Raw genomic sequence first — 23,065 nt, forward strand, 5'->3', positions numbered from 1 at the left:
AAGAAGTTAAGTGATGATATTGAAGTTCATATTGTGGAGATTCCAAAACTCATGCAACAGTGGCGGAATGAACAAGTAAATCCCTGGGAAGATTCATTTGTTCGCTGGTTATTACTACTTCCAGCGAATGAAGATGAACATTTAACCCAAACATTGGAGGATATTGCGATGAACCAAGACCCTATTTTACAAAAAGCCATGAATAAATGGGAACGTATGAGTCAAGATTCTTCTTTCCGACAAGCATATGAAGCAAGGGAGAAAGCTCTTATGGATGAGGCTGCAAAGTTTGCTTATGCAGAACAAAAAGGGATTGAAAAGGGCATTGAAAAAGGGAAAATACAGCTTATTCGTGGTATGCACAAAAACGGAATGCCAATAGAGGATATTGCAAAGTTTACCAATTTACGCATAGAAGAAATACGAAACATTTTAGAAGCCTAAATGATAAAAAATAACACCTACAATGTAGGTGTTATTTTTTATCGCAAATGTAATTACAAGAATAATTATTTTGAAAGCAGATTGATTGCTCTATGAGTTTCAAATATAATTATATTAATATATAAAGAAAGATAGGTGAAATAGATGACTGAAAATTTTAACAACTACCTTCAGTTAACAAATAATATTTTATGGTTATATATTCTTATTCCTATGTTAATTGGATTGGGCCTTTATTTTTCGTTTAAACTTAATTTTGTACAAATTAGCCACTTAAGGGACATGATACGTTTAATAAGCGGTGGATTCAACAAAAAAACAAAAAATAAAGATAGTATTTCTCCCTTTCAGGCATTTTGTTTAAGTGCAGCTGCTAGAATTGGAATCGGAAACTTAGCTGGTGTAGCATTAGCTATATCAATGGGAGGACCTGGTGCAGTATTTTGGATGTGGTTCATTGCTATTATTGGAGCTGCTACTAGTTTTGTAGAATGTACACTTGCACAAATTTTCAAAATAAAAGATGGGTCAGGTTTTCGAGGGGGACCTGCTTATTACATGGAAAAAGGCTTAAATAAACGTTGGATGGGTATTTGGTTTTCAATACTGATTACAATTAGTTATGGGTTAATTTTTAATTCGGTACAGGCGAATACAGTAACTTTAGCATTTGAAAATGCTTTTGGGTTGGAGCGTTATATTGTAGGAACTTTATTAGCCATGTTAGTTGCTATTATTATTTTTGGTGGGATTAAAAGTGTTGCACGTATATCAGAAATGGTTGTTCCCCCAATGGCCATTATTTACATTGGAGTAGCAATTTTTGTTGTTATAAAAAACTTCTATGCATTACCAGATATTTTTCTAGAGATATTTAAAGGAGCATTTGGTTTAGATCAAGTTATAGGTGGTGGTATAGCAGCAGCCATGAAGTATGGGATTCAACGAGGTCTATTTGCAACTGAAGCAGGTATGGGAAGCTCCCCCAACGCTGCCGCAACATCCAATGTAACACATCCTGTCAAACAAGGCCTTATTCAAGCATTAGGTGTCTTTATAGATACGTTTTTAATATGTACTTCAACAGCTTTAATTGTATTGTGTTCTGGAATGCATAAAATTAAGAATTTGGAAGGAATCGAATTAACACAAGCAGCTTTAAGTTCACAAATTGGATCATGGGCAAATATTTTTCTAGCAATTATTATTTTCCTATTTGCTTTTAGTTCATTATTAGGAAATTATTATTATGGTGAAACAAATATTAACTTTATGAAGATAAATAAAATGTGGATAATAATTTATCGTATTACAGTTATAGGTATGATATTATTTGGATCAGTTGTGGAACTTAAAACGGTTTGGAGTATTGCAGATTTCTTTATGGGCCTAATGGTTCTTACGAATCTAATATCCATTACACTTCTTGGTAAATATGTATATGCTTCATTAAAAGATTATAAAAAGCAGAGTATAGAAGGAAAGAATCCAACTTTTCATGCAAGTACTATACCTAACTTAAAAAATACAGAATGCTGGGAAAATGATGATTTAAAGAGAGAACAGCAAATTATATAATGAAATAAAAAGGGAAAAAGATGCCAATAGGCATCTTTTTTTGTCAGATAAACTATCTAAATAGTATCGTAAAACAAAAGTATTATTTTATTTCGAGATGAACACAAGCAGGACTCAAAAACTTCTATCCAATAATATTTTTTAGTCAGTGAGCTTAAGATCATGTGTTTAATGAAGAAAGTCAGTGAATTTGTGAAATCAGCATATAAAAATTCAATTTTTTATATTACTACATCAATTTTTAAATAATTAAGATATAAATCCTAACTTTTTAAGTATTAATCTCCAAATTTTTTCCTCTCCTGTTACTATGGACGCTTTATCAATCATTCCTACATGTAATTCTTTTGATTTTTTTGTATCAATACTGGCTTCTAATTCGTATACATAACTCTTAGAATCTTTATCAAAGGTAGGATGTGTAGATATATAAGTTAATGTACCTGTCTGTTTATCAGTATCCTTTAATTTAAAAGAATATTGTACTTTATCGCCTTTTTTAATATCTCTTATTTCATCAGCTGGTAACAAAATTTTCACTTTTTTTTCTTCTTCTTTTGGAATAATAAAGACTATTTCTTGACCAGGATCAATTAAATCCCCCTTTTGTATGATAGAGGGAAATTGTACAATTCCATCCTTTTGTGCCTTTATGGTTGTTGTTTGATTTTGCTGAAGTAATGATGTTACTTCCTGTTTTTTCATAAATATTTCTTGTTCTAAAGATTGAATTCGTTGATTAACTGAGATTACCGTATTTTCCCTATACTGATTTAAAGCATCTTTTTTTTCTTTTTGTTTACCAACTTTTGTGATATCAATTTTTTTTCTATCACTTTCTAAAATTTCTTTTCGTTGTTGAATTTGTTTTTCAACACTAATTTGTTGGAACTTTAAAGAATCTGCTTTATCATCTAGTAATTGTTGTTGTTCTTTTAGGGAATCTTCCCTTTTTCTTTGTTTTTTTATAGATTGTATGTCTCTTTCAATATTTTCTTTTTCTGCAATTAATCCTTGTAAAGTAGAATCATGTTCATCCGATATTTTACTATTTGATATTAATTCTATTTCATTTTCTTTTTCATTTTGCAAAGTTCGATAAGCTTGCTCATATGCCTTAAATTCCTCTTTAATTTTTGTATCTACTTCATTTGAAAAAGCAGGTTTATGGGATTGAACGCTTTGTTTTAATTGCTCTAACATTTCTTTTTGTTTTTCTAAATGTTGAACAATTTGATTTGCCTGATTCTCCTTATCTACTAGTTCTGAATTTTTTAATTGAATTAAGGTGTCACCTTTCTTCACTTCATCCCCAATTTTGACTGCAACATCCTCTACATTTCCTGTCATTTGAGCACGAGATACACTTATCGCGGATTTACCTTGTATTGTAGCAATTCCCTTACTCACGATATCTAATTTTCCAAAATAGGCCCAAATTATAAATCCGAATAAAGCTATAAGAAGAAATCCCAATAATCCAGCTATAAAGCGAGGTGGCTTTCTTTCTAATAATTCCACACTATCTGTTAATTGATCAAAAGAATAAATCTTACTCATGCTGCATACCTCGTGCTACCTGAGATTGTAATTCTATATGTTCTGCATGAACAGTTTGGTTTTTCCACAAAATATAATAATTATTTTTGTTTAATAACAGTTCCTCATGAGAACCTTGCTCTATAATATGCCCTTTTTCCATTACAAAAATTTGATGTGCATGTTGAATTGTACTTAATCTATGAGCAATCATAATAATAGTTACTCCTTCTGATTCTAATTGTTTTAACATATCGGTAATGTTTTTTTCAGTCGTAGAGTCCAAATTACTTGTAGCCTCATCTAGGATTATGATATCCGGTTTTTTCAATAAGGCTCGTGCAATTGCTAAACGTTGTCTTTGTCCGCCTGATAAATTAGAAGCATTTTCTTCTAACAAAGTATCATAACGTGACGGTAATTCACTAATAAAATCATGAGCAGATGCTTGTTTACATATTTTAATAACTTCTTCTAAACTAACTTTTCGTTCTAATCCAAAACATAAATTATCATAAATAGAAGCACTAAAGAAAAATGAATCTTGAGATACATATGCAATTCGATCTCGTAAAGCAGTTCGGTTTAGCTCTTTAATATGATAATCATCGTAATATATATCACCTTGATTTAGCTCATAGTAATTCATTAGTAATTTTGAAATTGTTGTTTTTCCAGAACCACTTTCTCCTACAAAGGCAACTTGACTACCTGGTTGAATAGTAAAACTTATATCATTTAAAACATTATTGCGTGTTCCATAACGAAATGTAGCATTCAAACATTGAATACTTCCAGATAATTTCTTAGGAGAAACCTTATTATGTTCTTTTTCATTTTTTTCAGCATCTAAATCAAATATTTCATTTAATCTTTCCCCTGCAACTAAAGCAGATTGCATAGTTGGTTGGATAGATATTAAATTCTCAATTGGATCTAAGAAATACGCTAAAAGGGCATTGTATGTAATCAATTCACCAATAGTCATATTTCCTTCTAACACTTGAATAGCGCCAACCCAAAGAATAATAACGCCACCAATTAGTTCAAGGCCCATTTTAATAGAACCTTGAATATTAGATAGCATTCCTAATTTAAATACACATTTCAATAAATTAACAAATTTACTTTCAGTTTGAAAAAATACTTCTTTCTCAGCATTATAAGATTTGACTGTTGCAATTCCGCTTAGAGATTCCACTAAATATGAAGTTAATTTTGCATTACTTTCCATTTCTTCTCTGTTCATATTTTGATATGGTTTATGAAATATGAGTATAATGCCTATATAAAAAGGTATGAGTAAAAGAGTTATCCCAAATAAAATTGGACTGTGTATAAATAATAAAATAGAGCCCAATATTACCATAAGAGTATCAATCATTAATGTAACCGTTATAGTTGATAATGCATCACGTATTTTACTCGCATCCATAAATCGGGAAATTATTTCTCCAACTTTTCTTGTTTCAAAAAAATTCATTGGTAATCCCACTACATGTTGATAATATCCAAGCATTAATTTTATATCAATTCTTCTGCTAAAATATAAAACTAAATACGAACGAAAATAAGAAAGAAGTACCTTAAAAATATATAAAATAATAATACCTATAGATACAATATGAAGTGTTTGTATCAAATCATTTACAAGAATATCATCGATTAAAAACTTAAAATAAAATGCTCCTCCAAAACCAAACAAGTTAAAGAAGATAGAAACCAAAAATAAAGGTACTAATAAATTAGATTGATTTTTTAATAAAGAAAAAAATCGGGTAAGTGTGCTTTGAGAAACGCCCCCCTTTTTAAATTTATGCCCTGGTTGTATCAATACAAGAATTCCTGTCCATATTTGACAAAATTCTTCAAAATTATAAGTAGTAAGTCCTTTACCTGGATCAGCAATATAAATTTTATCCTTTTTAATTTTATGAATTACCACATAATGATGTAATCCACCATCAACTATCACATGTGCTATAGCTGGTAAAGGTATTTCTTTTAAAGCCTCTGGTTCTGTTGCCTTTACACCTTTGGTGTCAAATCCCAATCTTTCCCCAGCTTCTATTAGCCCTTTAATATTGGTTCCTTGTAAATCAGTCCCTGCAATTTCTCGAATTTTTGAAATGGACATCGTAAATCCATAATGACGTGCAATCATGGATAGACAAGCTGGACCACAATCTTTTAAATCATGTTGCTTAATACATTTAAAATTTCTCTTCAAACCTTTTCCTACTTTCTAAAATAAAATAATTATCCGAAAAATCCTTTTTGTAAAAAAAAGTTGGACATCAGACCACTTATCAGTATAATATAAGTATATCGTTTTTACAAAATATAAGGAGGTATAGATTTATGAATGCAACTAAAAATCTAAAGCAATTAAACGATCAAGAGCTATTAAAGGTTGAAGGCGGAGGCTGGAAAACAAAAGTGGTAACAAAATTTATTCCAGGTGTAGGTACTGCTATGACTGTTGTTTCAGGCGTAAATGCAGCATATCATGTTGGAAAAGGAATTAAAAAAGGCTGGAGCCAAAACTAAAATATTAGTTTTAGCTAAACTAATATTTTGTTAATCGTAATATATAAATAGATAAAATGGAGGATTTATAATGAAAACAATTAAAAAGTTAAATTCACTTACAGATCAAGAAATGTTAAACACTAACGGTGGCAGTGCAGATGACATTTATGAAGGTATTGGATATTGGATTGGGAAAGTTGGTAAACAGTATAAAAAAGCAACTGATAACTACAATAAAAATAGAAATAAATACTGTGGAAATTTATCTAGAAAAGATTGCTAGTAGTATAAAAATAAGTATTATCTAATTACAAATTAATCAAATACAGAATTATAATGTGTAATAAATTATAATTCTGTATTTTTTATTATAAAATAAGGGGAAATACTGATGAATAAATTAAAACTTACTTCACTAACTAAAAAAGAACTGTTCAATATAAATGGTGGAAATGTTAAATTTGTATCGACAAGCACAAACTTATCATATTATCCAACTAAATGGGGAAAAAATTTAGGGAAATGGATTTCATCCAAAGTTAAATAATTTATATAACCATGATTATCAAAGTTTATTAAAATATTAATATAAAGATTTTTAAATTATTAAATTCTCTCCTATTTATATTATATAATAAAAATAATCATTTAAAAATTGGAGTGAATATTATGCAGAGTTTAAAACTATTAAAATTCAACATGTGGATATTTGGAATACTATTTACAACTAATACGTTGGAATTTATTTCTTTACTGTATACAGATCATAAATTTGATTGGTTGAGAGTTATTTTATCAGTCGGATTTTTTGTAGCATTTATAGTAAATCTAGTAAACTTAAAAAATAAAAATTATAAAACTACCTAATAAAAAGAATTTTCAATAGTGGTGTAGTCTATAAAGTTAGATAGGTTATGCCATTAGGAATCCTTTTGGGTATATTTTTTAAGAAAAGAGAGATTTTTAGGAGAAAGACGGACTTTCGCTTGTGAATTTAAATAATTTTTAAACGCTAAGATTCTGAATATTGTTATATAATGGAATTGTTCTGTGATCAATGTGGTTTCCGCGTTATGAATAATGGGATAATTTATGTGTCCTGTGTATTCGCTTCAACCCCAAAAAGAACTTGTAGTGATTTCTACAAGTTCTTTTTTTATTGTATTAGAGTAGAAACCTTTAAAAAATAAGCAAAAAGGGAAGAACCACCAATATTCTTCCCCTTTTGCTTGTGATTATGGTTCCTATATTAAAGAATATAGAAGATTGTAAAATGTTAGATGCAATAGTTTACCCTTGAAATTATTGCAAGGGTAACAGGTATCTTTTTATTTAGGTTGTAATTTGTTGCCTTCATATTCTTTTAGTATCTTATAAAAAGTATTTTTCTTAAATTCTAGTAGTTCCATAAATTTAACACTCGTTATTTCTCTTTTTTTCCACTTTGGATAAGTTTCTTCTATTATAAATAGTTGCTTTTGACTTAATGTTGAAAGGTTAAATGGAGGACGTCCTAAATGCTTTCCTTGAGATCTAGCTACAGCAATCCCTTCGGCTTGTCGCTGACGAATCTTTTTCCGTTCTTGATCTGCAACATAGGAAAGCAAAGATAAAAATTGATCTTCCATTAAGCGTCCCATATCCCCCATATCGCGAAACTTACGACTATCAAACAGCGTTTCATTTTCTAAAACAACAATATCTGCTTGCAATTCTCTTGTTATGTACTTCCATTCCGAAATTACCTCATCATAATTTCGACCCATACGATCTAAAGCATCTATGTAAACAATATCACCTTTACTTAATATTTTTCGTAATAATTGATACTGAGGACGATCAAAATGTCTTCCACTTGCTTTATCGACAAAAATACGTCGAGCTTCCACCCCTCGTTCCATCATCTTATGTAATTGACGTTGTTCATTTTGCTCTTTTGTACTTACACGTATATATCCATAAATATTCGCCACGTTTGGTATTCTCCTTACATTTGTTACCACAATTATACCACTTTTGTTTATAAAGGTATTCATTTAAAATAAACGTTTATAAAATCACTTGCATCACCTTTATAAACTTGATATTTCAGTGTTTCGTAGATATAGGCCTACCGTTTATAAAGGTATACCTTTACAAACAGGTTTTTGCTTTCTCTATTGTTGAATGGATATCTTCTTTTGTAATATGGTGAGAACCTCCAGATTGGGAACACATCAATTTTTAGGGTATATAATTTTGAGGAGTAACGTTCAACTAATTTACAATCCGTGCGTCCCTTGAATATTAGAGAGCTAATTTATTCTTAACGGGGTAAAATCGAGTTCTCTTTTCTTTTAAATTTGAGTTTTTAACTTCAAATTTAAGTATTGAAATTTTCTAAATCTCGATGTATTATATTTTTGCATTTTCTCACTTTCCTAAGCCGAGAAAACATCATCACTTCTGAAAGAACCCAAACTTCAGTGGGTTCTTTTTATTTACCTAAACGCATGTTTGAGGAATTTTATTATATTTTTGGGTCTTACTTATATAAATCATTATCAAGAGCATCTGCAAGTTTGCAGGTGCTCTGCTCTTTGTAACAAATATAAACAAAAAATAACATTATTATAATAGGATTTTAAAATATTTGTAATCTTTCCTCCCTATTATTAGAGTAGGGGGTGAAGAGTATGTTCAATTGGACAACACCAGGTGAAGTAATAGCTGGCATATTACTTTTAGGGGTAATAGCAATTGCAATCAGATATACAATTAATCAGATACAATAAAGTACCTATAAAAGTAGGTGTTTTTTCTTTGCTATATAGAAATTACACATTAATTCATATTTAAGCCACTTTAAAAAGAAAAAATGATGGAGAATAAATAAGATGGATGGATCTCCTTATAATTAATAGTTATGTATAATTATATGTACATTCCAAACATATATATTATTTTTCAATATATATAGATATTTTACAGAAAGAACTCAAGAAACTTATTCATTTTTACTGGAAATTAATTGATTCCCCACCAAAGCTCTTTTATCTAAATGATAGAAGAGCTTTTTATTTTTGAGGTCCATCTAAAAAAGTGTAGCTATTTCATATACTAAAGTTAAAAATTCAACTGAACATGGCTTTGAAAACAAGTGCTCCTTATTACGAAAATAAGCGGCATTTGATTTAGTATTTATCAAACAAGTTTTTTCATAAAATATTTATTTCTGATATTATAAAAATAGGAAATATATTCTAAGAGTATAATCCTAAATCATAAATATTCAGGAGGTATAAAAATGGTTAGATGTACAGCTCCAGTAAGGGGACATAGTTCAGCAAGTGCTGCAGCAAATTGCCCAGCATGTAGCGGACGTTCTCGTGGTAATTATTACAGTTCCAATACTTATTTCCCGTCTTATTCTTCAGTTTCAGAAAATACGGGAAGAAGTAACTCAATCAGCAATGGAGGTGCAGCTCGTAATTCTAAAGCACGTTGGTCAAAGTCTACTTCCACAGTACTCTATACTTCAGCGGAAATTAGAAGTCTTACGCCAATTCGTGACAAAGTAGAAGAAATAACTGTTACTCAACCAGATTTAAGAGATGTTTTTTTATGTCATGCCTGGGATGATAGAAAAGAATCTGCTAAAAACTTACATGATTTACTTGAGACTTTAGGTGTATCAGTATGGTTTAGCGAAAAAGATGTCTTACTTGGTCAACCATTATTACGAGCTATTGATAAGGGGTTGGTAAATTCAAAGGTCGGAATTGTACTAGTGACTCCTGCTTTCCTGAACCGTCTTTCTAATGAAGGTGTTGCGGATAAAGAGTTGTCTGTATTGCTTGCTACAGATCGTCTAATCCCAATCGTTCATGGTACAACTTATGATGCTTTGAGAGAAATAAGTCCCTTATTAGCGTCTAGAAGCGGATTAGATACATCTGAAGAATCACTCGGAGATATAGCTGCTAAACTAGCTGAATTAGTAAGTCTCTAAATCTGTATAAAATATACTTCAAACAAAGCATGTTCTTTAGCTATTGGTATTTTGAAAGTATCATTTTTATTTAGTCTAACTATGTGTTACTAGTGTAATGGGGTTAAGCCTTTACATATCCCATTTAAAATAACGTTCCCAAATGAAAGTTTGTGGACATACAGAAAACCCACAAACGCTGTTAAACAATGTTTGTGGGTTTTGTAGTGGGACATTGTTGATATGCGATTATTATGATGTTGGAGGATACCTAGTTTAGGTAAGATTTTCAAACATTTTTAAAGATTATAGTGGAAATGAATTTTACAAAACATACAAAATGTTAAACTCAGACGAACTTGTGATAGCATGTGTTTTTTATGGTATTACTGGTTTATCGCTATCAAATGAAAAGAATAAGATTATCAGCTTTACAAAATACGTGTATAGTTAAAGTAAGTTTTACATAAAATAATTATCTTTATTTCTCAATTGATATTAGAATATTCACATTATGTATTTTTAGTACTTTTATTGCATAAATCATTAATCTAATCTCATAATGTATTGAAAAAACAAAGACATTAAAATTAAATATTAATAAAAATACAAAACGTAAAAAATATGTAGAATACTGTCTAATTTATTATATTTTCTCCTCTTTATATAACAATTAATCTATTAGGTGATAAGAATAAAATCTTACAATAGATTATAGGGGGAGAAATTTATGAAGAAAATTTTATTTGGTGCAATAACAATAGGAGTTATACTAGGATCTGGTAGTAGTTTTGCTGCTGCAGATGAACTTGATAGCATTTCTAAAAATGAAAATACAATTCAATCAATATCTGCTTCAACCACAAAATCAATAACTACGAATCAATTTAATAAAATTTATGCAGCCATGAAAAAATATGAAGGCACACCATATAAATATGGTGGGAATAGTCCTAAAACTGGATTTGATTGTTCGGGGTTAATGCAATGGGGATATGGGACACAAGGGATTAAATTGCCACGTACAGCACAAGATCAATATAATAAAACTACACGTATCGCTAGAAGTGCTCTCCAACCAGGAGATTTAGTTTTCTTTAAAGGAACAGTTTCAGGCAAGTCAGGTATCACTCACGTTGGTATGTATATTGGCAACAACAAGTTTTATAATGCTAGTAATTCTGGAGTTGGTGAAGCTAGTTTAAATAGTTCTTATTGGAGTAAATATATTGCAGGATACGGTCGAGTTAAATAAAAATATAAGATTTAATAAAAAGAACTGAAGTTCATTTTGACTTCAGTTCTTTTTGATAATCATTTGCTTTAAACTATCAATCTTCAATAATTTATTAAATTTTTCATCTCAGAGTGGAGAAAAATTATAAGACAAGAGAAGCAATAAAATAAAATTGGTGTATCTGTATGAATAGTTCTTTACAAAGGAAAAAAGTTAAAATCGCTTCAATATGCCATATAAGAAAGTAAAAGCTGCTTCACAAAAAAAGCCCTTTCCATTGCTACAAAGCAATAGAAAGGGGGAAGTATGATGAGTGATCGTATTGGTGAAGGGTATAAATAATGATATGCTTTCAAAAATATTTTAGCATGTTCATAAAAGAAATGAAGGAGGAAATTTAACTTGATGAAAACCTATAGAATACTTTGTAAAATTAGTTTTTTGCAGTCTTCTTTAAGGGTTTCGTTTTTTTTATGTCAGCTACTGTTTTAACTACTTTACTAACAGTATTTTAATAAAGAAATTTCTTCCTAAATGAGACCCTGTTGTCCCTTCATCAATCTTATTGTTGAGATAAGAGAATTCTTTCCTTCATTTTTAAAATGATTTCATCAGAATTAATTTTTTTGGCTGATGGAACTCCTAAAATAGCAGAAGCCCCCTCACTGGCATATACTTCTTCTCCATTTTCGTGAGAAACAATAAATAACCCTTGTCCTTCAAATTCAATATATATAATTTTTTTAATTTGTTTTACATTTGTTTGTATAGACCTATAGATTTCATATAAATCTTTACTACGTTTTTCTCCCCCCATACGTATAGGCTCTTGTTCATTTGTAAAAATTAATCCCTCTGGATTGTTTCTATTTAAAATAAACCATAATTTTTCATCTGTGGGCAATAAATATTCAGATAGCTTTTTGGAGTCATTATTTATAATGTTTTGTTGTTGTATTTCATAAACATGGAAAAAAAATGTGGATATTTCTAAAGTTGAATTAGACGTAAAATTATGATTTTGATAAAGTTGCTTGCCGTCTTTTAATAGAGCACTTTTACTATTTTGATAATCTTTTAGTGCTATCTTTTCAGGTGACTCTTTAGAATTATCTGTTGCTTGAGCAATTTTATTCATACTTATTAATGCAATACTTAAAAATACGCCTAAAATTATAGTTCTCGTTATTTTTTTCATAAACTTATTTTCCTCCTTATTTTCATTTAATATCCTCTACTAATACCTTGAACTGTTTCATTCCACCAAAATCTATCGTTATTTTTAAATGATTCAAAGTTATGTTGATAATGATCTCCATACCAAGGATCCATATAGGTAATATAGTTCATATTATTCATACCTTTAAAATAACCATCTAACACAAGAAAATGACCAATATTCCCTCCGTTTTTCCAATTAATTAGTGTAATCATTGGTTTATTGCTATTAATTTGGCTTCTAAACTCATCATAAGAAAGAGTTCCTCTATTAATTGTTGAAGTTAAACCAAAATAAATAAGGCCATTTTGTATTTCTCTAGAAGTAGCTGGATAATTGTATAAGCCTCCCTTTACATATCCTACAAATTGCTGTTGTGTAGTTGGTTGCCCAAAATAGTTTAAAACAGATACTGAAGTACCTGCCCAACACCAATTAGACTGCTGTTGTTTAATGTTAGGAACATTTAGTTTAATAGTTGTTGTAGAATTAGGTGGATTTCCATTTATAAATGCCGAAGCAACATATGCTTTTTTACCGTTTTTAAAAAAATAAAACCAGCGATTATCTATACTTCCAGTCCAATAATCTTTTAAACCCTCTCCATATTCTCAACCATTGAAGTAAACGGTTTGATTTCCTTGAAGAACATCTATTATATTTCCGGTCGAATCTTTATTATCGCGCACATTTACCCTGATAGGAGCAGTTACACCTGAAAATTCAACTTCTTCGGCAAACACATCATTGACATTAGAAAAATTCCATACAGATAAAATGAATGCAACTATAATTAAAATTCTTTGTGCAAGCTTCATCTTCTCACATCCTCATATGATATGTTGAAAACACTATTAAAACGAAAAATTAAGTTACTTAACTTTTTAAAATTTCAAGTACACACTACTTTTTTATAACCCATGATGTAACGCCCCTTTCATTTTATTTCTATACTATTTTAATTTATTCTAATATCTGCATAATCCCTCTTGAAATTCTAATATGTAATAAATATGACACAATTAAAATTTGGTTCTGGAATGCTCCCTAGCTAGCAAATAGGAGCATAAAATGTGAGACAGGTAGTCAAATATGGCTGTTATAAGAAAATAGTAGATAGAAAAGGAATCAATCAATAATAAATCATAAAAATACCCCTAGAGAAATCGCAGGCGTTTTTTATAGATGAAGTCTTCAAAAATATACCTTTAACTCATTTTTTAGAAATCTACCTTCCGTTAATTAGTTTCAATATTCTGAGTTTGTTTTAGAAATAGACACTACTTTATTTATATAAATATGCAATTATTCATATTTATATAAATATTTTAAAAGTAATTGTATAATTAATTTTGTAATTATATTTTTTATTTTACTTATATTGCAGGGGGAAAATGTATGAAAAAAACTGTTATTACATTGCTTGCTGCAGGAACAATGGTAGGTGCGCCTTTTTCAACTGCGTTTGCAGAAGAACAAGCATCTCAAAAAGAAGTAATGGATAAAATGGAAGTGCAACAAAAGAATTGGAATGAGGAACAAGGAAGTCCATCATTTCTTTCAGGTGAATTATCTGATAAGAAGGTAGAAACTCAAAAAGCAGTGAAAGAGTTTTTAGAAGAAAATAAAGAACTATTTAAGGTAAATCCACAGACGGATCTAACACTGAAAGAAGTAAAATCTGATGATTTGGGTATGAAACATTATATTTATACAAGGTCTGTAAATAAAGTACCAGTTGATGGTGCACAATTTATTGTTCATACAGATAAAGAGGGCAAGGTAACAACAGTAAATGGAGATGTTCATCCAGCTGCTGCAGAAAGTTTGAAAGGTAATACAAAAGCAAAAATTACAAAAGAAACAGCTCTTTCAAATGCTTGGAAACATATTAAACTTACAAAAAATGATACCTTAATAAAAGTAGATGGAAATACATTAGATCAAGTAAAAGAAAACTTAGAATCTACAAATGAAAAAGCAGATTTAGTTGTATATGAAAAAGACGGAAAGTATTATCTAACGTTTAAGGTGCAACTGCAATTTATTAAACCTTACGGAGCAAACTGGCAAATCTATGTGAATGCAGAAAATGGATCAATCATAGATTCATATAATGCAGTTACAGACGCAGATAGCCCTCAAAAAGGTTATGGATATGGAGTATTAGGCGATCGGAAAGAACTGAATACAACCTTTGATAGTGTAAAGAGAAAATACTATCTAAAAGACACAACAAAGCCTATGAATGGAGGCTATATTGAAACATTTACAGTAAATCATAGTGATGCAGATTATCCAGTTAACTATCGTCTTCTGGATGATGATAATGCTTGGATAAATAAAGATCAAGGACCTGCGGTTGATGCTCATTATAATGCTGGAAAAGTCTATGACTACTATAAAAATATTCACAATCGTAACAGTATTGATGGAAAAGGGAAAACAATTCGTTCTGGAGTGAATTATGGAGTGGATGTAAACAATGCATTTTGGAATGGACAGCAAATGATTTATGGAGATGGTGACGGACGTGAATTTATTCCGCTTTCTGGTTCTCTTGATGTTGTCGCGCATGAATTAACTCATGCTGTCACACAGTATTCAGCTGATCTTCGTTACGTAAATCAATCAGGCGCATTAAATGAATCGTTCTCTGATGTATTTGGATATTTTGTTGATCCTGCAAACTGGGATTTAGGAGAAGCTGTGTATACGCCTGGTATTTCTGGAGATGCACTTCGTAGTTTATCAAATCCCGAAAAATATGGACAACCTTCTCATATGAAAGATTATCAATACCTTCCAGCAACTGAAGAAGGCGATAACGGTGGAGTACATATTAATAGTGGTATTCCGAATAAGGCCGCATATCTGACAATCAATGCTATTGGTAAAGAGAAAGCAGAAAAGATCTATTATCGCGCGTTAACAACATATTTAACACCAACAAGTGATTTTAAACAAGCTCGTACAGCTTTATTACAATCCGCAGCTGATTATGATGGCTATGGTAGTGCAACCTATAAAGCAGTAGAAAATGCTTGGAATCAAGTGGGCGTAAAGTAAATTAAAATTCGTTTATAATATTTTTATGTTTTTAACATTTAAATCATAAAAGGACCTATGTCTTGTTAATACAAGTAGGTCCTTTTATTGTATTAATTATATTTATTAAATGTTATAATATGTGTAAACGATAAATGGAGGTTATTATGAATCTTTCATCAAGTGTAAGCAATCAGGTACTAGATCAAACAATGATTTTGGTTGGACTGGAATCCAATTTAGCAATGATAGAATTTAACTTAGATACAGAGGTAATTTGGGTAAATGATCATTTTGCACAAGCTTTAGGTTATACAATCAGTGAAATGAAGAACATGGTACATAAACAATTTTGTCCCCATAGTTTTATAAATAGTAGAGAATATAATCAGTTATGGGAGAATTTAAAAAAGGGAATTAAGTTTCAAAAGAAAATTCAAAGAGTTGGTAAAAAAGGCGATTTAACTTGGTTTGAGGCTACCTATATTCCAATTAAAAATGAACAAGGGGTAGTAGATGCTGTTCTAAAAATTGCAACGGATATTACAAATCGTGAAAATCAAACAAGAGAAGTTGTTTCACATTTAAAGAATTTATCTATAGATTTAGGAAGTAAAGTCGACATTAATTCTAAGGAAAATATGAAAGCGCTACAATCTTTAAAAGAACAGATTAACTTAGTAAGTGAAATTGCTCAAATGATTAAGGAAATTTCTTCCCAAACTAATATTTTATCTTTAAATGCAGCAATTGAAGCGGCAAGAGTAGGAGAACATGGACGTGGATTTGCAGTAGTAGCAGAAGAGGTAAGAAGATTGGCAAGTAATGTTGATGGTGCAATAAAAAAAATAAATTTAAATGTAGAGAGTATCACAAATGGTGTAACCATTGTTAGGAATGTGACTGAAAAATTACAAAGAGAAGTGATTAATAATCAAATTGAAATTAGTAATACTATGGAAAAGTTCGAAAATATTGTGGGGTGAATATAAGCATAAAGAACTATCTTTTGAAGTTAAGCTATAAATTATACATAAAAAAGAAAGGCATGTCTTACATGCCTTTCAAGTGATTACTATTTTCTAAAGTTTTAATAATTATGTTTAATAGTAAACTCGCTCTAATCGGATACGTAAATATTAAAATAGTAGGGATACCGCCCTAAATCCATTAACACTATTTTATGGTTTTCGTTTCTATTCACTTATAGTTTGGCTGTTACTGAATCCTACCTGATTAGAATTTTGCTTATATCCAAGGTTGCCTCGTGTGAAAATAAGGATAAGCAAAGCAATAAAGCCCAACCCTATCACTACAAATAAATCTGTATTCTTTAAAACAGGGTTGATGGAATGAGTTTGAGCCAGGCTAAACGTATTTACACTCGCATGAATCAACATAACAATAAATAAGTTACCGCGATGGCAGTTATAGGCTCAAGTAAGAATGATTGCGATTGGCAAGCACAGCAAAATAAAAATTGGTAAATGAATATATAGAATAGAAAGATCAGAACCCGGTCCTCCCCTTTGTGCAGCCGTTAAGAAATGTGGAAGGTGCCAAAAAGCCCACAAAACACTAAGGAGTAATGTAGCTTTTAACGGTCCAAACTTCGATTGTAATCGAGGCAAGGCAAAACCGCGCCATCCGATTTCCTCAGGAAAAGGTCCACCGAGAAAGAAAATAGCTATAAAAGAGAAGAAATAAGTTATAAAAAATTCAGAATTAATGCCACGGAAAGCAGGTATACCTCCAGTTAATATCACCATGCCTAGAAACATTACAGCAGGGATAACGATGAGAGTAATTAAGTACCACTTCCAACCGATTTTAGTAGATATGATGCTTTTTCTGATCTTTTTCCACGAATCTTTACCTTCAAGAGTTCGAAACATGATATACGCTGCTAACATAGGGCCTGCAAATGCATTGGCAAAAAAGAAAATATCAAACGTTTTTATTTTAGGTAAAATACCCCATTGAGATAAGATAAATGGAATTAATACAATCCAGGAGAATAAATATGCCATTACAAAAAATGAAGTTAATGGATAGGATTCTAAATACCCTCTCAGACCTGTTAATGAGTTTTTTAATTTTGTTAAATATTTCAGCATAATCACCTCTTCAATTATAAAATACTGCGATATGTGCTAATTCTACATGTTTTTATACAGAACCTTTTTTCTATAGTAAAGTTAAGTTTTTAAGAAAGGAGCTATACTTTACTATAGAAAAATAGAAATTTTTATAATAATTTCATTCATTTCTTTATCTACCTTGAACACTTTCAGAACGTATGTAATTTGTTTTCTTTTTAACTCTTTGTAAAATGAAATCCTAAGATAATCAGATATATAAGTGGCAAGTTTTTACCTTGTAAAAATCTATTGATTTTATATGAAATTTTTATATACTAAAAGTGAGTTTCTAACTGTAATTAGGCAACATAGTAATCTATTATATGTATGGAAAAAGAGATCGGAATATCCGATCTCTTTTTCGTATAAGGGTTAAGATTAGTTGCTACTCCAACTCATATTTATTTTATGTCTAAGAATAAGAAAATTCAATCTCATCACTTATTTCTCAATATATTTCGGTAGTTTCCATATTAAAAAATTCCTACCATTAAAGTAGGAATTTTTAAAAAATGAATGAAATTTACACAAAAATCGAGTCTCGCCCACTCAACCTTTTTATGTTATAAGAAACGTCATTATTTGTCAAAAAGCATTTGCTATAGAATAACAAATGCTTTTTGTTGAACTTGAATTGAACACTTTCAGAAAGTATTTATATTGTTTGCCTTTTTCTCTTGAAAAAATGTACCCTCAATCACTAATTTTATCATAAGATATAGAAAATGTAGCGTTTTAATATCAAAAAACGCATTGGTTTTATATGGATTCTTTCTTTATAATAATGAAAGGTAGCTCCCGAATGCAGATAGGCTCTCATGCAAGAAAAGCAAGAGAGCCTATCTACATAAAAAAGGACAATTTATTTGGTGTAAGGGGTTTAATGACAGCTTGTTACTACAACCCGTTTTTATTTTAAAACAATTAATCAGAAAATTCAATCTAAATTCTTCTCAATATGGCTTTTCATATTTTTGAATTATAATATAATTAATTCTTTTTATTTCTATATCTGTCTCTTATCTTTCTGTTATGAATCCTTATTGAATTAAGGATTCTTTTTTTACTATCATTTTTTGATCTAATCGATATTTTCCCATTGCTTCATAAATTAAAAGGTCTAATTTTTGACTAAAATCAATTACTTTTTGATGGCTAAATCCATATTTTTTACAAGATAGCTCAATTCTTTTTTTTGATCTTCAATCATGTCATGTAGCGTTCTAATATCCACTTTCCCCGTTAAACTCCTTTATGTAGAATCTTGATAAAAAATGTACCCCAAAAATTGCAAACAAAAAACAAGGCTGAAACCAACCTTGCCCTAAAGGAAAAAAACTTAACTTTTATATATAGAGTACATTATGTATGTAAATTTTTGAAGTGGGATATATTCAAAAAGGATAAAAGCGCTATAATTGTAAAGTTTTTTGTATTGTTTTTGTTTTATAAAGAAACAGTCGAAATCGCTTGTTTATAAAGGAACTGTTGCTTTCCATTGCTGAAAACTAATACCGAAAATTTATCAACAGCGATAATTTTTCCAGGTACTCTGACACCGTTTATTAGAAAAATCGTCACATCTTTCTTTTCTTCTATTAACGTTTCATAAAACTTCTCTTGTGTATACATCATTTTAATGGTTGCAACTCCTCTCCTTTTTGGGAACTGTTCATAGCTTCTAAGAATACATATTCTTTTACGGTTAGCTCAACCGTTGGGCAATATTCAACCTTCGATAATTCGTGAAATAGAGAAAGGTTTTTGTGTAGTTTTTGAATCATTTCATCTAGAGTGATGTCTCCTACACCATACTCGATTACTGGATTAAAAAATACGTCTATATCTATTAAACTTGGTTCAATTTGGGAAACAATTTCTTGTACTTTTGGCAAAATAATTGTTTCATAACGTTGTTTGAATAGTTCTAAGTCTTCTGGTGCGGGTTCATTTTCACATAGCTTTTTGAAAGATAGTACACGAATATCATTTTGTAATGAATCAATACGCTCATCATAAAAAGCCTTGTCGAACCCTTCTTTGTCAGCAACATCATAATGAAGTTCTGTTTGTGATCTACGCTTTTTCTTATAAGAATCCATGAGGATTTTCTCTTTTGCATTAAACATCATGATAAAAACAGTACGTTCTAAATTCATGATTTGGTTTGCTACGCTTAATGTTTCATCTAACACTTTTGCGCGTTCTTCTTCATTTAACTTTTTTATAGAGGATGGAACAAGGTTTTTGACATTCTCAAATGACTCTGAATTTATAATGTGTTGAAGAGAAAATTGAGCGACCTCTGGTAAACAAGGATCAGTTGTTTTGTCTAAGAGTAACAAATCTTTAATCGTTCGCACTGTATTTTTGATCTCTTTTTGAGCTTGGCGAACTTTTTCTATGCTTCTTTCCATGTATTCTGGTTGTTTAAGACGATTGAAAATGTATTCTCTTCTTTCTTCAAAATGTTGCTGTAAAAGTGACATAGTTGTTTCCTCCTCTATTTTCTGAATTAATTTAAAATTCCTCTTATATTGTATCATTAAAGTTTATGAATTGGGGACGATAGCAAGGTTTATTTGCAAAGACAAGGTTTGAAATTGCATATCAGACAATCAACGATACATATTCTTTACCAAAGCAATTACCAAAGTGGATATCAACCTTATAACCAAAGAATCTATCATGATAGCACTATCAAAAGAAATCTCTGATTATCACATGTTTTTAGGGCATTTTGAGTTTTGTTTATAGTAGGAGAAATGGAATGAGAAAAAGGAGGGAGAACAATGAACAATTCTTATGAGATTATTGGCAATCAAATTAAATACTATTTGAGGGATGATCCAACGAGAGGATGGAACAACATACCTAGTCCGCAATTTCGAAATATGAAAGAAATTACAGAATGGTGCGGAAGTTCAACAAACGAAATTATGTGTGGGTGGGATGCACTTAATCAAAATGCAATGAGTACAACGGATACAACAGATTTCCTATATAGGTGGATTAGTTGGTATGTGACAGAACCATTAGACAGTACAGCACAAGAAATACGAAAGTTACCAGATGAACTTGCAAGTTTCATAACAAATGTACCTGTTGATACATTTGAACTCATTAAGAATACCTCTCATATGGTGTTAGATTGTATATACTTTGTATTAAACTGGATACCCAATTTGTTAACGATATTCTTTTTTTAGGAGGGAAAACATGCTGAATCGAAAAGAAATTATTTCTTTTCAAGCCTTTATGGACCAATCGTATAAGAAGAAAAAGAAAACAAAAATATATAGTATTGGCCCTATTAGTCCGTTCACATTTTTTCATATGTCATCACCGCTCGTTCATACGTATGTAGCCCTGGGAATAGTTGGCAGCCTTACAATTGGAGCTGTTTTATTAGAGAAATACTTAGTACGAAATGATTATGTTTTTGCATCCAATCTCCTTTCTAATAGCCTATATTATGGTGTAAGAATTGGAGGCATTGGGTTAATTGGGTATGTATTTATTCGCATTTTACTTATGTTGTAAGGAGGGTGAACAATGAAAAGGTGGTTAAAGAAGAAAAAATATAAATATCAGTTAGAAGAAGTATTTAAGAAAGCAAGGCTATACGATGAACATATTACACGAGGTGGAAAGGTCCCCATTTATCCTACGATTCATGATGTTTACGAAGGGAGAGAAAGTGTACGGTACACTTTTACATTGCCAAATGGCGTTGATCCAGCCCAAATTCATAAGAAATGGTTTTGTTTTCAACAAATACTAGGCGAAAATCTTATGATGGAAGGCGATATTAAAAAGTTCGTACTCCATGTATTTCATTCTAATGCGAGCTTACAGCCTTACGATTACAGTTATAAACAATGGCAACCATTATTGAAACAATATCGTCTTCCTGTGGTAGTAGGGCGGGATCAATTCGGAAATGCGATTGTGTATGATATGGTTGATTCAAATACACCTCATTTACTCATTGCGGGAGAAACAGGAAGTGGAAAAAGTAGTATGGTGCGTGTAATTTTAGCGACATTAATCCAACATATGTCACCAAATCATTTACATTTATACCTGGGAGACTTAAAAAATTCAGAGTTTCATTTTTTAAGAAGAGTGAAGCACGTGAAGTATGTTTGCATGGAAGAACATGAAATGACAACTATGTTATCAAAATTATGGAAAGAGGTATTGCATAGAAGAAAGCTAATGGAGGAATATGAGCTGGGTCATATTGATGAATTCAATCAAATAACAAAAGATAAACCTTTACCCTATATTTTTATTGCTATTGATGAAGTAGCGATGCTACAGGACGAAAAGGAATGTATCACCATAATAGAAAAAATATCAGCTGTCGGCAGATCGCTTGGTATCTTTCTTATGCTCAGTATGCAACGTCCAGATGCAAAAATACTTGATGGTAAGTTAAAGCTCAATTTGACGGTAAGAATGGGCTTTAAATGTGCGGATTTAATTAATAGTAACATTGTGGGGACGCCTGGATCAGAAAATTTAAGTCAATCGGGCCAAATGGTTTTAAAATTAGATGGTTTAAAAAAGGTGCAAGCGCCTTTTTTGGCATTGGACCAGGCAAAAGAAATCATAGAACCGTATCGTTTATCTAAAGAACAAAGTGTAAAGAAGGAAGAACAAGAGCATCAAGAAGATAAAGTCTTTGGGGTGTTAGATGATGTTAACGAATAGAGATAAACAAATTATAGGCCATTTACAGCAATTTAGATGTATGTCGCGTGATGATATTATTGACCTTCATTTTAGAAACGTGAAAAATGCAGTAACATGCTGTAATACTGTTACAAAGCGGTTAAGCCGCGAAGGATATATTGATGTAGATACATCACAACGTCCATACGTGTATTTCTCCTATCCAAATACCATTCGTAAAGGAAGCCAAAAGATATGTCACTTTTTAGCGATTGTGGATGTATATAAGCAGTTATTACGAACCGAAAGACCGAAAATTTTTCAAGTAGAACCTAAATACAAAAAAGGTTATATGGAACCCGATATATTTACCATTTGGCGTAAAAGCCCATTTTTTATAGAAGTCCAAAACTCCATTTATAATAAGGCTACGATCCAAACGAAAATAAAACGTTACGAATCGTATTATCGTAGCATGGAATGGAAAAAAGAATCCTGGCAACCGAAACATAATATGGTATTTCCCTCACTTTTAATCCTTACTGACCTCAAATATCCAATCTCTAGTTCTAATTTCCGTATTTTTCAAGCGCCCTCTATTCAACATTTTCTTGCACAAGTACAGCAACCTAAAGACATTTCGGTTCAAGTAGGTTCAGTCAAAGTAAAATTATGAA

General features: G+C 30.8%; 19 protein-coding genes and 4 pseudogenes. 14 read left to right on the forward strand and 9 right to left on the reverse strand.

The window, feature by feature from the left end; genetic code table 11:
• Both PDQ33_RS19715 and PDQ33_RS19720 read left to right on the forward strand, forming a co-directional pair.
• A partial coding sequence (locus PDQ33_RS19715; protein WP_270756489.1) for an Rpn family recombination-promoting nuclease/putative transposase occupies positions 1 to 444 on the forward strand: 444 nt, incomplete at its 5' end.
• A 144-nt stretch (positions 445 to 588) separates the two neighbouring features.
• Positions 589 to 2,022: an alanine/glycine:cation symporter family protein gene (locus PDQ33_RS19720; protein WP_270721647.1), complete on the forward strand. Its 1,434-nt coding sequence runs from the start codon at positions 589 to 591 to the stop codon at positions 2,020 to 2,022.
• Between the two features lie 249 nt (positions 2,023 to 2,271).
• On the opposite strand, the gene PDQ33_RS19725 is transcribed toward PDQ33_RS19720, so the two are convergent.
• Entirely contained in the window at positions 2,272 to 3,582 is a 1,311-nt protein-coding gene (locus PDQ33_RS19725; protein ID WP_000036966.1) for an HlyD family efflux transporter periplasmic adaptor subunit, read from the reverse strand.
• Positions 3,575 to 5,791, reverse strand: coding sequence for a peptidase domain-containing ABC transporter (locus PDQ33_RS19730; RefSeq protein ID WP_270721646.1), 2,217 nt, complete (start codon positions 5,789 to 5,791; stop codon positions 3,575 to 3,577). Before PDQ33_RS19730 ends, PDQ33_RS19725 begins: the two co-directional genes overlap by 8 nt.
• A gap of 131 nt (positions 5,792 to 5,922) precedes the next feature.
• Between PDQ33_RS19730 and PDQ33_RS19735 the strand changes: the two genes are divergently transcribed.
• The 3 genes from PDQ33_RS19735 to PDQ33_RS19745 all read left to right on the forward strand — a co-directional run bounded on the left by PDQ33_RS19735 (position 5,923) and on the right by PDQ33_RS19745 (position 6,640).
• On the forward strand, positions 5,923 to 6,111 hold the full coding sequence (locus PDQ33_RS19735; protein ID WP_270721645.1) for a hypothetical protein: 189 nt from the start codon (positions 5,923 to 5,925) through the stop codon (positions 6,109 to 6,111).
• Positions 6,112 to 6,181: 70 nt separating this feature from the next.
• Entirely contained in the window at positions 6,182 to 6,376 is a 195-nt protein-coding gene (locus PDQ33_RS19740; protein WP_000848948.1) for a hypothetical protein, read from the forward strand.
• Positions 6,377 to 6,484: 108 nt separating this feature from the next.
• Complete coding sequence (locus tag PDQ33_RS19745; RefSeq protein ID WP_001037559.1) at positions 6,485 to 6,640, forward strand: bacteriocin; 156 nt, start codon at positions 6,485 to 6,487, stop codon at positions 6,638 to 6,640.
• A 781-nt stretch (positions 6,641 to 7,421) separates the two neighbouring features.
• Here the strand turns inward: PDQ33_RS19745 and PDQ33_RS19750 are convergent.
• The gene (locus tag PDQ33_RS19750) at positions 7,422 to 8,096 is read right to left on the reverse strand and encodes a recombinase family protein (protein WP_002028794.1); all 675 of its coding nucleotides are present in this window, start codon (positions 8,094 to 8,096) and stop codon (positions 7,422 to 7,424) included.
• 1,283 nt (positions 8,097 to 9,379) lie between these two features.
• Between PDQ33_RS19750 and PDQ33_RS19755 the strand changes: the two genes are divergently transcribed.
• Both PDQ33_RS19755 and PDQ33_RS19760 read left to right on the forward strand, forming a co-directional pair.
• Positions 9,380 to 10,084, forward strand: a complete 705-nt coding sequence (locus PDQ33_RS19755; RefSeq protein WP_000251104.1) for a toll/interleukin-1 receptor domain-containing protein — start codon at positions 9,380 to 9,382, stop codon at positions 10,082 to 10,084.
• A gap of 709 nt (positions 10,085 to 10,793) precedes the next feature.
• Positions 10,794 to 11,318, forward strand: a complete 525-nt coding sequence (locus PDQ33_RS19760; RefSeq protein WP_229136064.1) for a C40 family peptidase — start codon at positions 10,794 to 10,796, stop codon at positions 11,316 to 11,318.
• A gap of 544 nt (positions 11,319 to 11,862) precedes the next feature.
• On the opposite strand, the gene PDQ33_RS19765 is transcribed toward PDQ33_RS19760, so the two are convergent.
• Both PDQ33_RS19765 and PDQ33_RS19770 read right to left on the reverse strand, forming a co-directional pair.
• Positions 11,863 to 12,498 (reverse strand): hypothetical protein, encoded by a 636-nt coding sequence (locus PDQ33_RS19765; protein ID WP_000724525.1) that lies wholly within the window; start codon positions 12,496 to 12,498, stop codon positions 11,863 to 11,865.
• Positions 12,499 to 12,524: 26 nt separating this feature from the next.
• Positions 12,525 to 13,337: pseudogene (locus PDQ33_RS19770) on the reverse strand (papain-like cysteine protease family protein).
• Positions 13,338 to 13,917: 580 nt separating this feature from the next.
• Here PDQ33_RS19770 and PDQ33_RS19775 point away from each other — a divergent pair.
• The 3 genes and pseudogenes from PDQ33_RS19775 to PDQ33_RS29215 all read left to right on the forward strand — a co-directional run bounded on the left by PDQ33_RS19775 (position 13,918) and on the right by PDQ33_RS29215 (position 16,553).
• The gene (locus PDQ33_RS19775; RefSeq protein WP_242296889.1) at positions 13,918 to 15,588 is read left to right on the forward strand and encodes a M4 family metallopeptidase; all 1,671 of its coding nucleotides are present in this window, start codon (positions 13,918 to 13,920) and stop codon (positions 15,586 to 15,588) included.
• A gap of 224 nt (positions 15,589 to 15,812) precedes the next feature.
• Positions 15,813 to 16,127, forward strand: a pseudogene (locus PDQ33_RS29210) (PAS domain-containing protein); the annotation flags it as partial.
• Between the two features lie 129 nt (positions 16,128 to 16,256).
• On the forward strand, positions 16,257 to 16,553 hold the full coding sequence (locus PDQ33_RS29215; RefSeq protein ID WP_372684182.1) for a methyl-accepting chemotaxis protein: 297 nt from the start codon (positions 16,257 to 16,259) through the stop codon (positions 16,551 to 16,553).
• 210 nt (positions 16,554 to 16,763) lie between these two features.
• On the opposite strand, the pseudogene PDQ33_RS19785 reads toward PDQ33_RS29215, so the two are convergent.
• The 4 genes and pseudogenes from PDQ33_RS19785 to PDQ33_RS19800 all read right to left on the reverse strand — a co-directional run bounded on the left by PDQ33_RS19785 (position 16,764) and on the right by PDQ33_RS19800 (position 20,197).
• Positions 16,764 to 17,684: pseudogene (locus PDQ33_RS19785) on the reverse strand (CPBP family intramembrane glutamic endopeptidase).
• A 1,064-nt stretch (positions 17,685 to 18,748) separates the two neighbouring features.
• Positions 18,749 to 18,918, reverse strand: a pseudogene (locus PDQ33_RS19790) (aspartyl-phosphate phosphatase Spo0E family protein).
• 236 nt (positions 18,919 to 19,154) lie between these two features.
• Positions 19,155 to 19,343, reverse strand: coding sequence for an RNA chaperone Hfq (gene hfq / locus PDQ33_RS19795; protein WP_000990400.1), 189 nt, complete (start codon positions 19,341 to 19,343; stop codon positions 19,155 to 19,157).
• A complete protein-coding gene (locus tag PDQ33_RS19800; protein ID WP_000055177.1) occupies positions 19,340 to 20,197 on the reverse strand; it encodes a hypothetical protein in 858 nt (285 codons plus the stop codon). The genes hfq and PDQ33_RS19800 overlap by 4 nt, the downstream gene beginning before the upstream one ends.
• A 303-nt stretch (positions 20,198 to 20,500) precedes the next feature.
• On the opposite strand from PDQ33_RS19800, the gene PDQ33_RS19805 reads away from it, so the two are divergent.
• From PDQ33_RS19805 to PDQ33_RS19820, 4 genes are read left to right on the forward strand one after another with little or no spacing between them, the layout of a single operon-like run.
• Positions 20,501 to 20,917 (forward strand): hypothetical protein, encoded by a 417-nt coding sequence (locus PDQ33_RS19805; protein ID WP_001066182.1) that lies wholly within the window; start codon positions 20,501 to 20,503, stop codon positions 20,915 to 20,917.
• Between the two features lie 10 nt (positions 20,918 to 20,927).
• Positions 20,928 to 21,251, forward strand: coding sequence for a hypothetical protein (locus tag PDQ33_RS19810; RefSeq protein ID WP_000934651.1), 324 nt, complete (start codon positions 20,928 to 20,930; stop codon positions 21,249 to 21,251).
• 12 nt (positions 21,252 to 21,263) lie between these two features.
• A complete protein-coding gene (locus PDQ33_RS19815) occupies positions 21,264 to 22,427 on the forward strand; it encodes an FtsK/SpoIIIE domain-containing protein (RefSeq protein WP_000832924.1) in 1,164 nt (387 codons plus the stop codon).
• Entirely contained in the window at positions 22,411 to 23,064 is a 654-nt protein-coding gene (locus PDQ33_RS19820) for a replication-relaxation family protein (protein ID WP_002081758.1), read from the forward strand. The genes PDQ33_RS19815 and PDQ33_RS19820 overlap by 17 nt, the downstream gene beginning before the upstream one ends.
• Position 23,065: the final 1 nt, after the last annotated feature.

Source organism: Bacillus cereus group sp. Bc031 (assembly GCF_027716265.1).
Lineage (GTDB): Bacteria > Bacillota > Bacilli > Bacillales > Bacillaceae_G > Bacillus_A > Bacillus_A paranthracis.

Coding starts and splice junctions, on each gene's coding strand:
- PDQ33_RS19805 (WP_001066182.1), top strand. CDS start 20,501: ATGAACAATTCTTATGAGATTATTGGCAATCAAATTAAATACTATTTG.
- PDQ33_RS19735 (WP_270721645.1), top strand. CDS start 5,923: ATGAATGCAACTAAAAATCTAAAGCAATTAAACGATCAAGAGCTATTA.
- PDQ33_RS19725 (WP_000036966.1), bottom strand. CDS start 3,582: ATGAGTAAGATTTATTCTTTTGATCAATTAACAGATAGTGTGGAATTA.
- PDQ33_RS19820 (WP_002081758.1), top strand. CDS start 22,411: ATGATGTTAACGAATAGAGATAAACAAATTATAGGCCATTTACAGCAA.
- PDQ33_RS19740 (WP_000848948.1), top strand. CDS start 6,182: ATGAAAACAATTAAAAAGTTAAATTCACTTACAGATCAAGAAATGTTA.
- PDQ33_RS19800 (WP_000055177.1), bottom strand. CDS start 20,197: ATGTCACTTTTACAGCAACATTTTGAAGAAAGAAGAGAATACATTTTC.
- PDQ33_RS19760 (WP_229136064.1), top strand. CDS start 10,794: ATGAAGAAAATTTTATTTGGTGCAATAACAATAGGAGTTATACTAGGA.
- PDQ33_RS19745 (WP_001037559.1), top strand. CDS start 6,485: ATGAATAAATTAAAACTTACTTCACTAACTAAAAAAGAACTGTTCAAT.
- PDQ33_RS19810 (WP_000934651.1), top strand. CDS start 20,928: ATGCTGAATCGAAAAGAAATTATTTCTTTTCAAGCCTTTATGGACCAA.
- PDQ33_RS19755 (WP_000251104.1), top strand. CDS start 9,380: ATGGTTAGATGTACAGCTCCAGTAAGGGGACATAGTTCAGCAAGTGCT.
- PDQ33_RS19815 (WP_000832924.1), top strand. CDS start 21,264: ATGAAAAGGTGGTTAAAGAAGAAAAAATATAAATATCAGTTAGAAGAA.
- hfq (WP_000990400.1), bottom strand. CDS start 19,343: ATGATGTATACACAAGAGAAGTTTTATGAAACGTTAATAGAAGAAAAG.
- PDQ33_RS19765 (WP_000724525.1), bottom strand. CDS start 12,498: ATGAAAAAAATAACGAGAACTATAATTTTAGGCGTATTTTTAAGTATT.
- PDQ33_RS19720 (WP_270721647.1), top strand. CDS start 589: ATGACTGAAAATTTTAACAACTACCTTCAGTTAACAAATAATATTTTA.
- PDQ33_RS19775 (WP_242296889.1), top strand. CDS start 13,918: ATGAAAAAAACTGTTATTACATTGCTTGCTGCAGGAACAATGGTAGGT.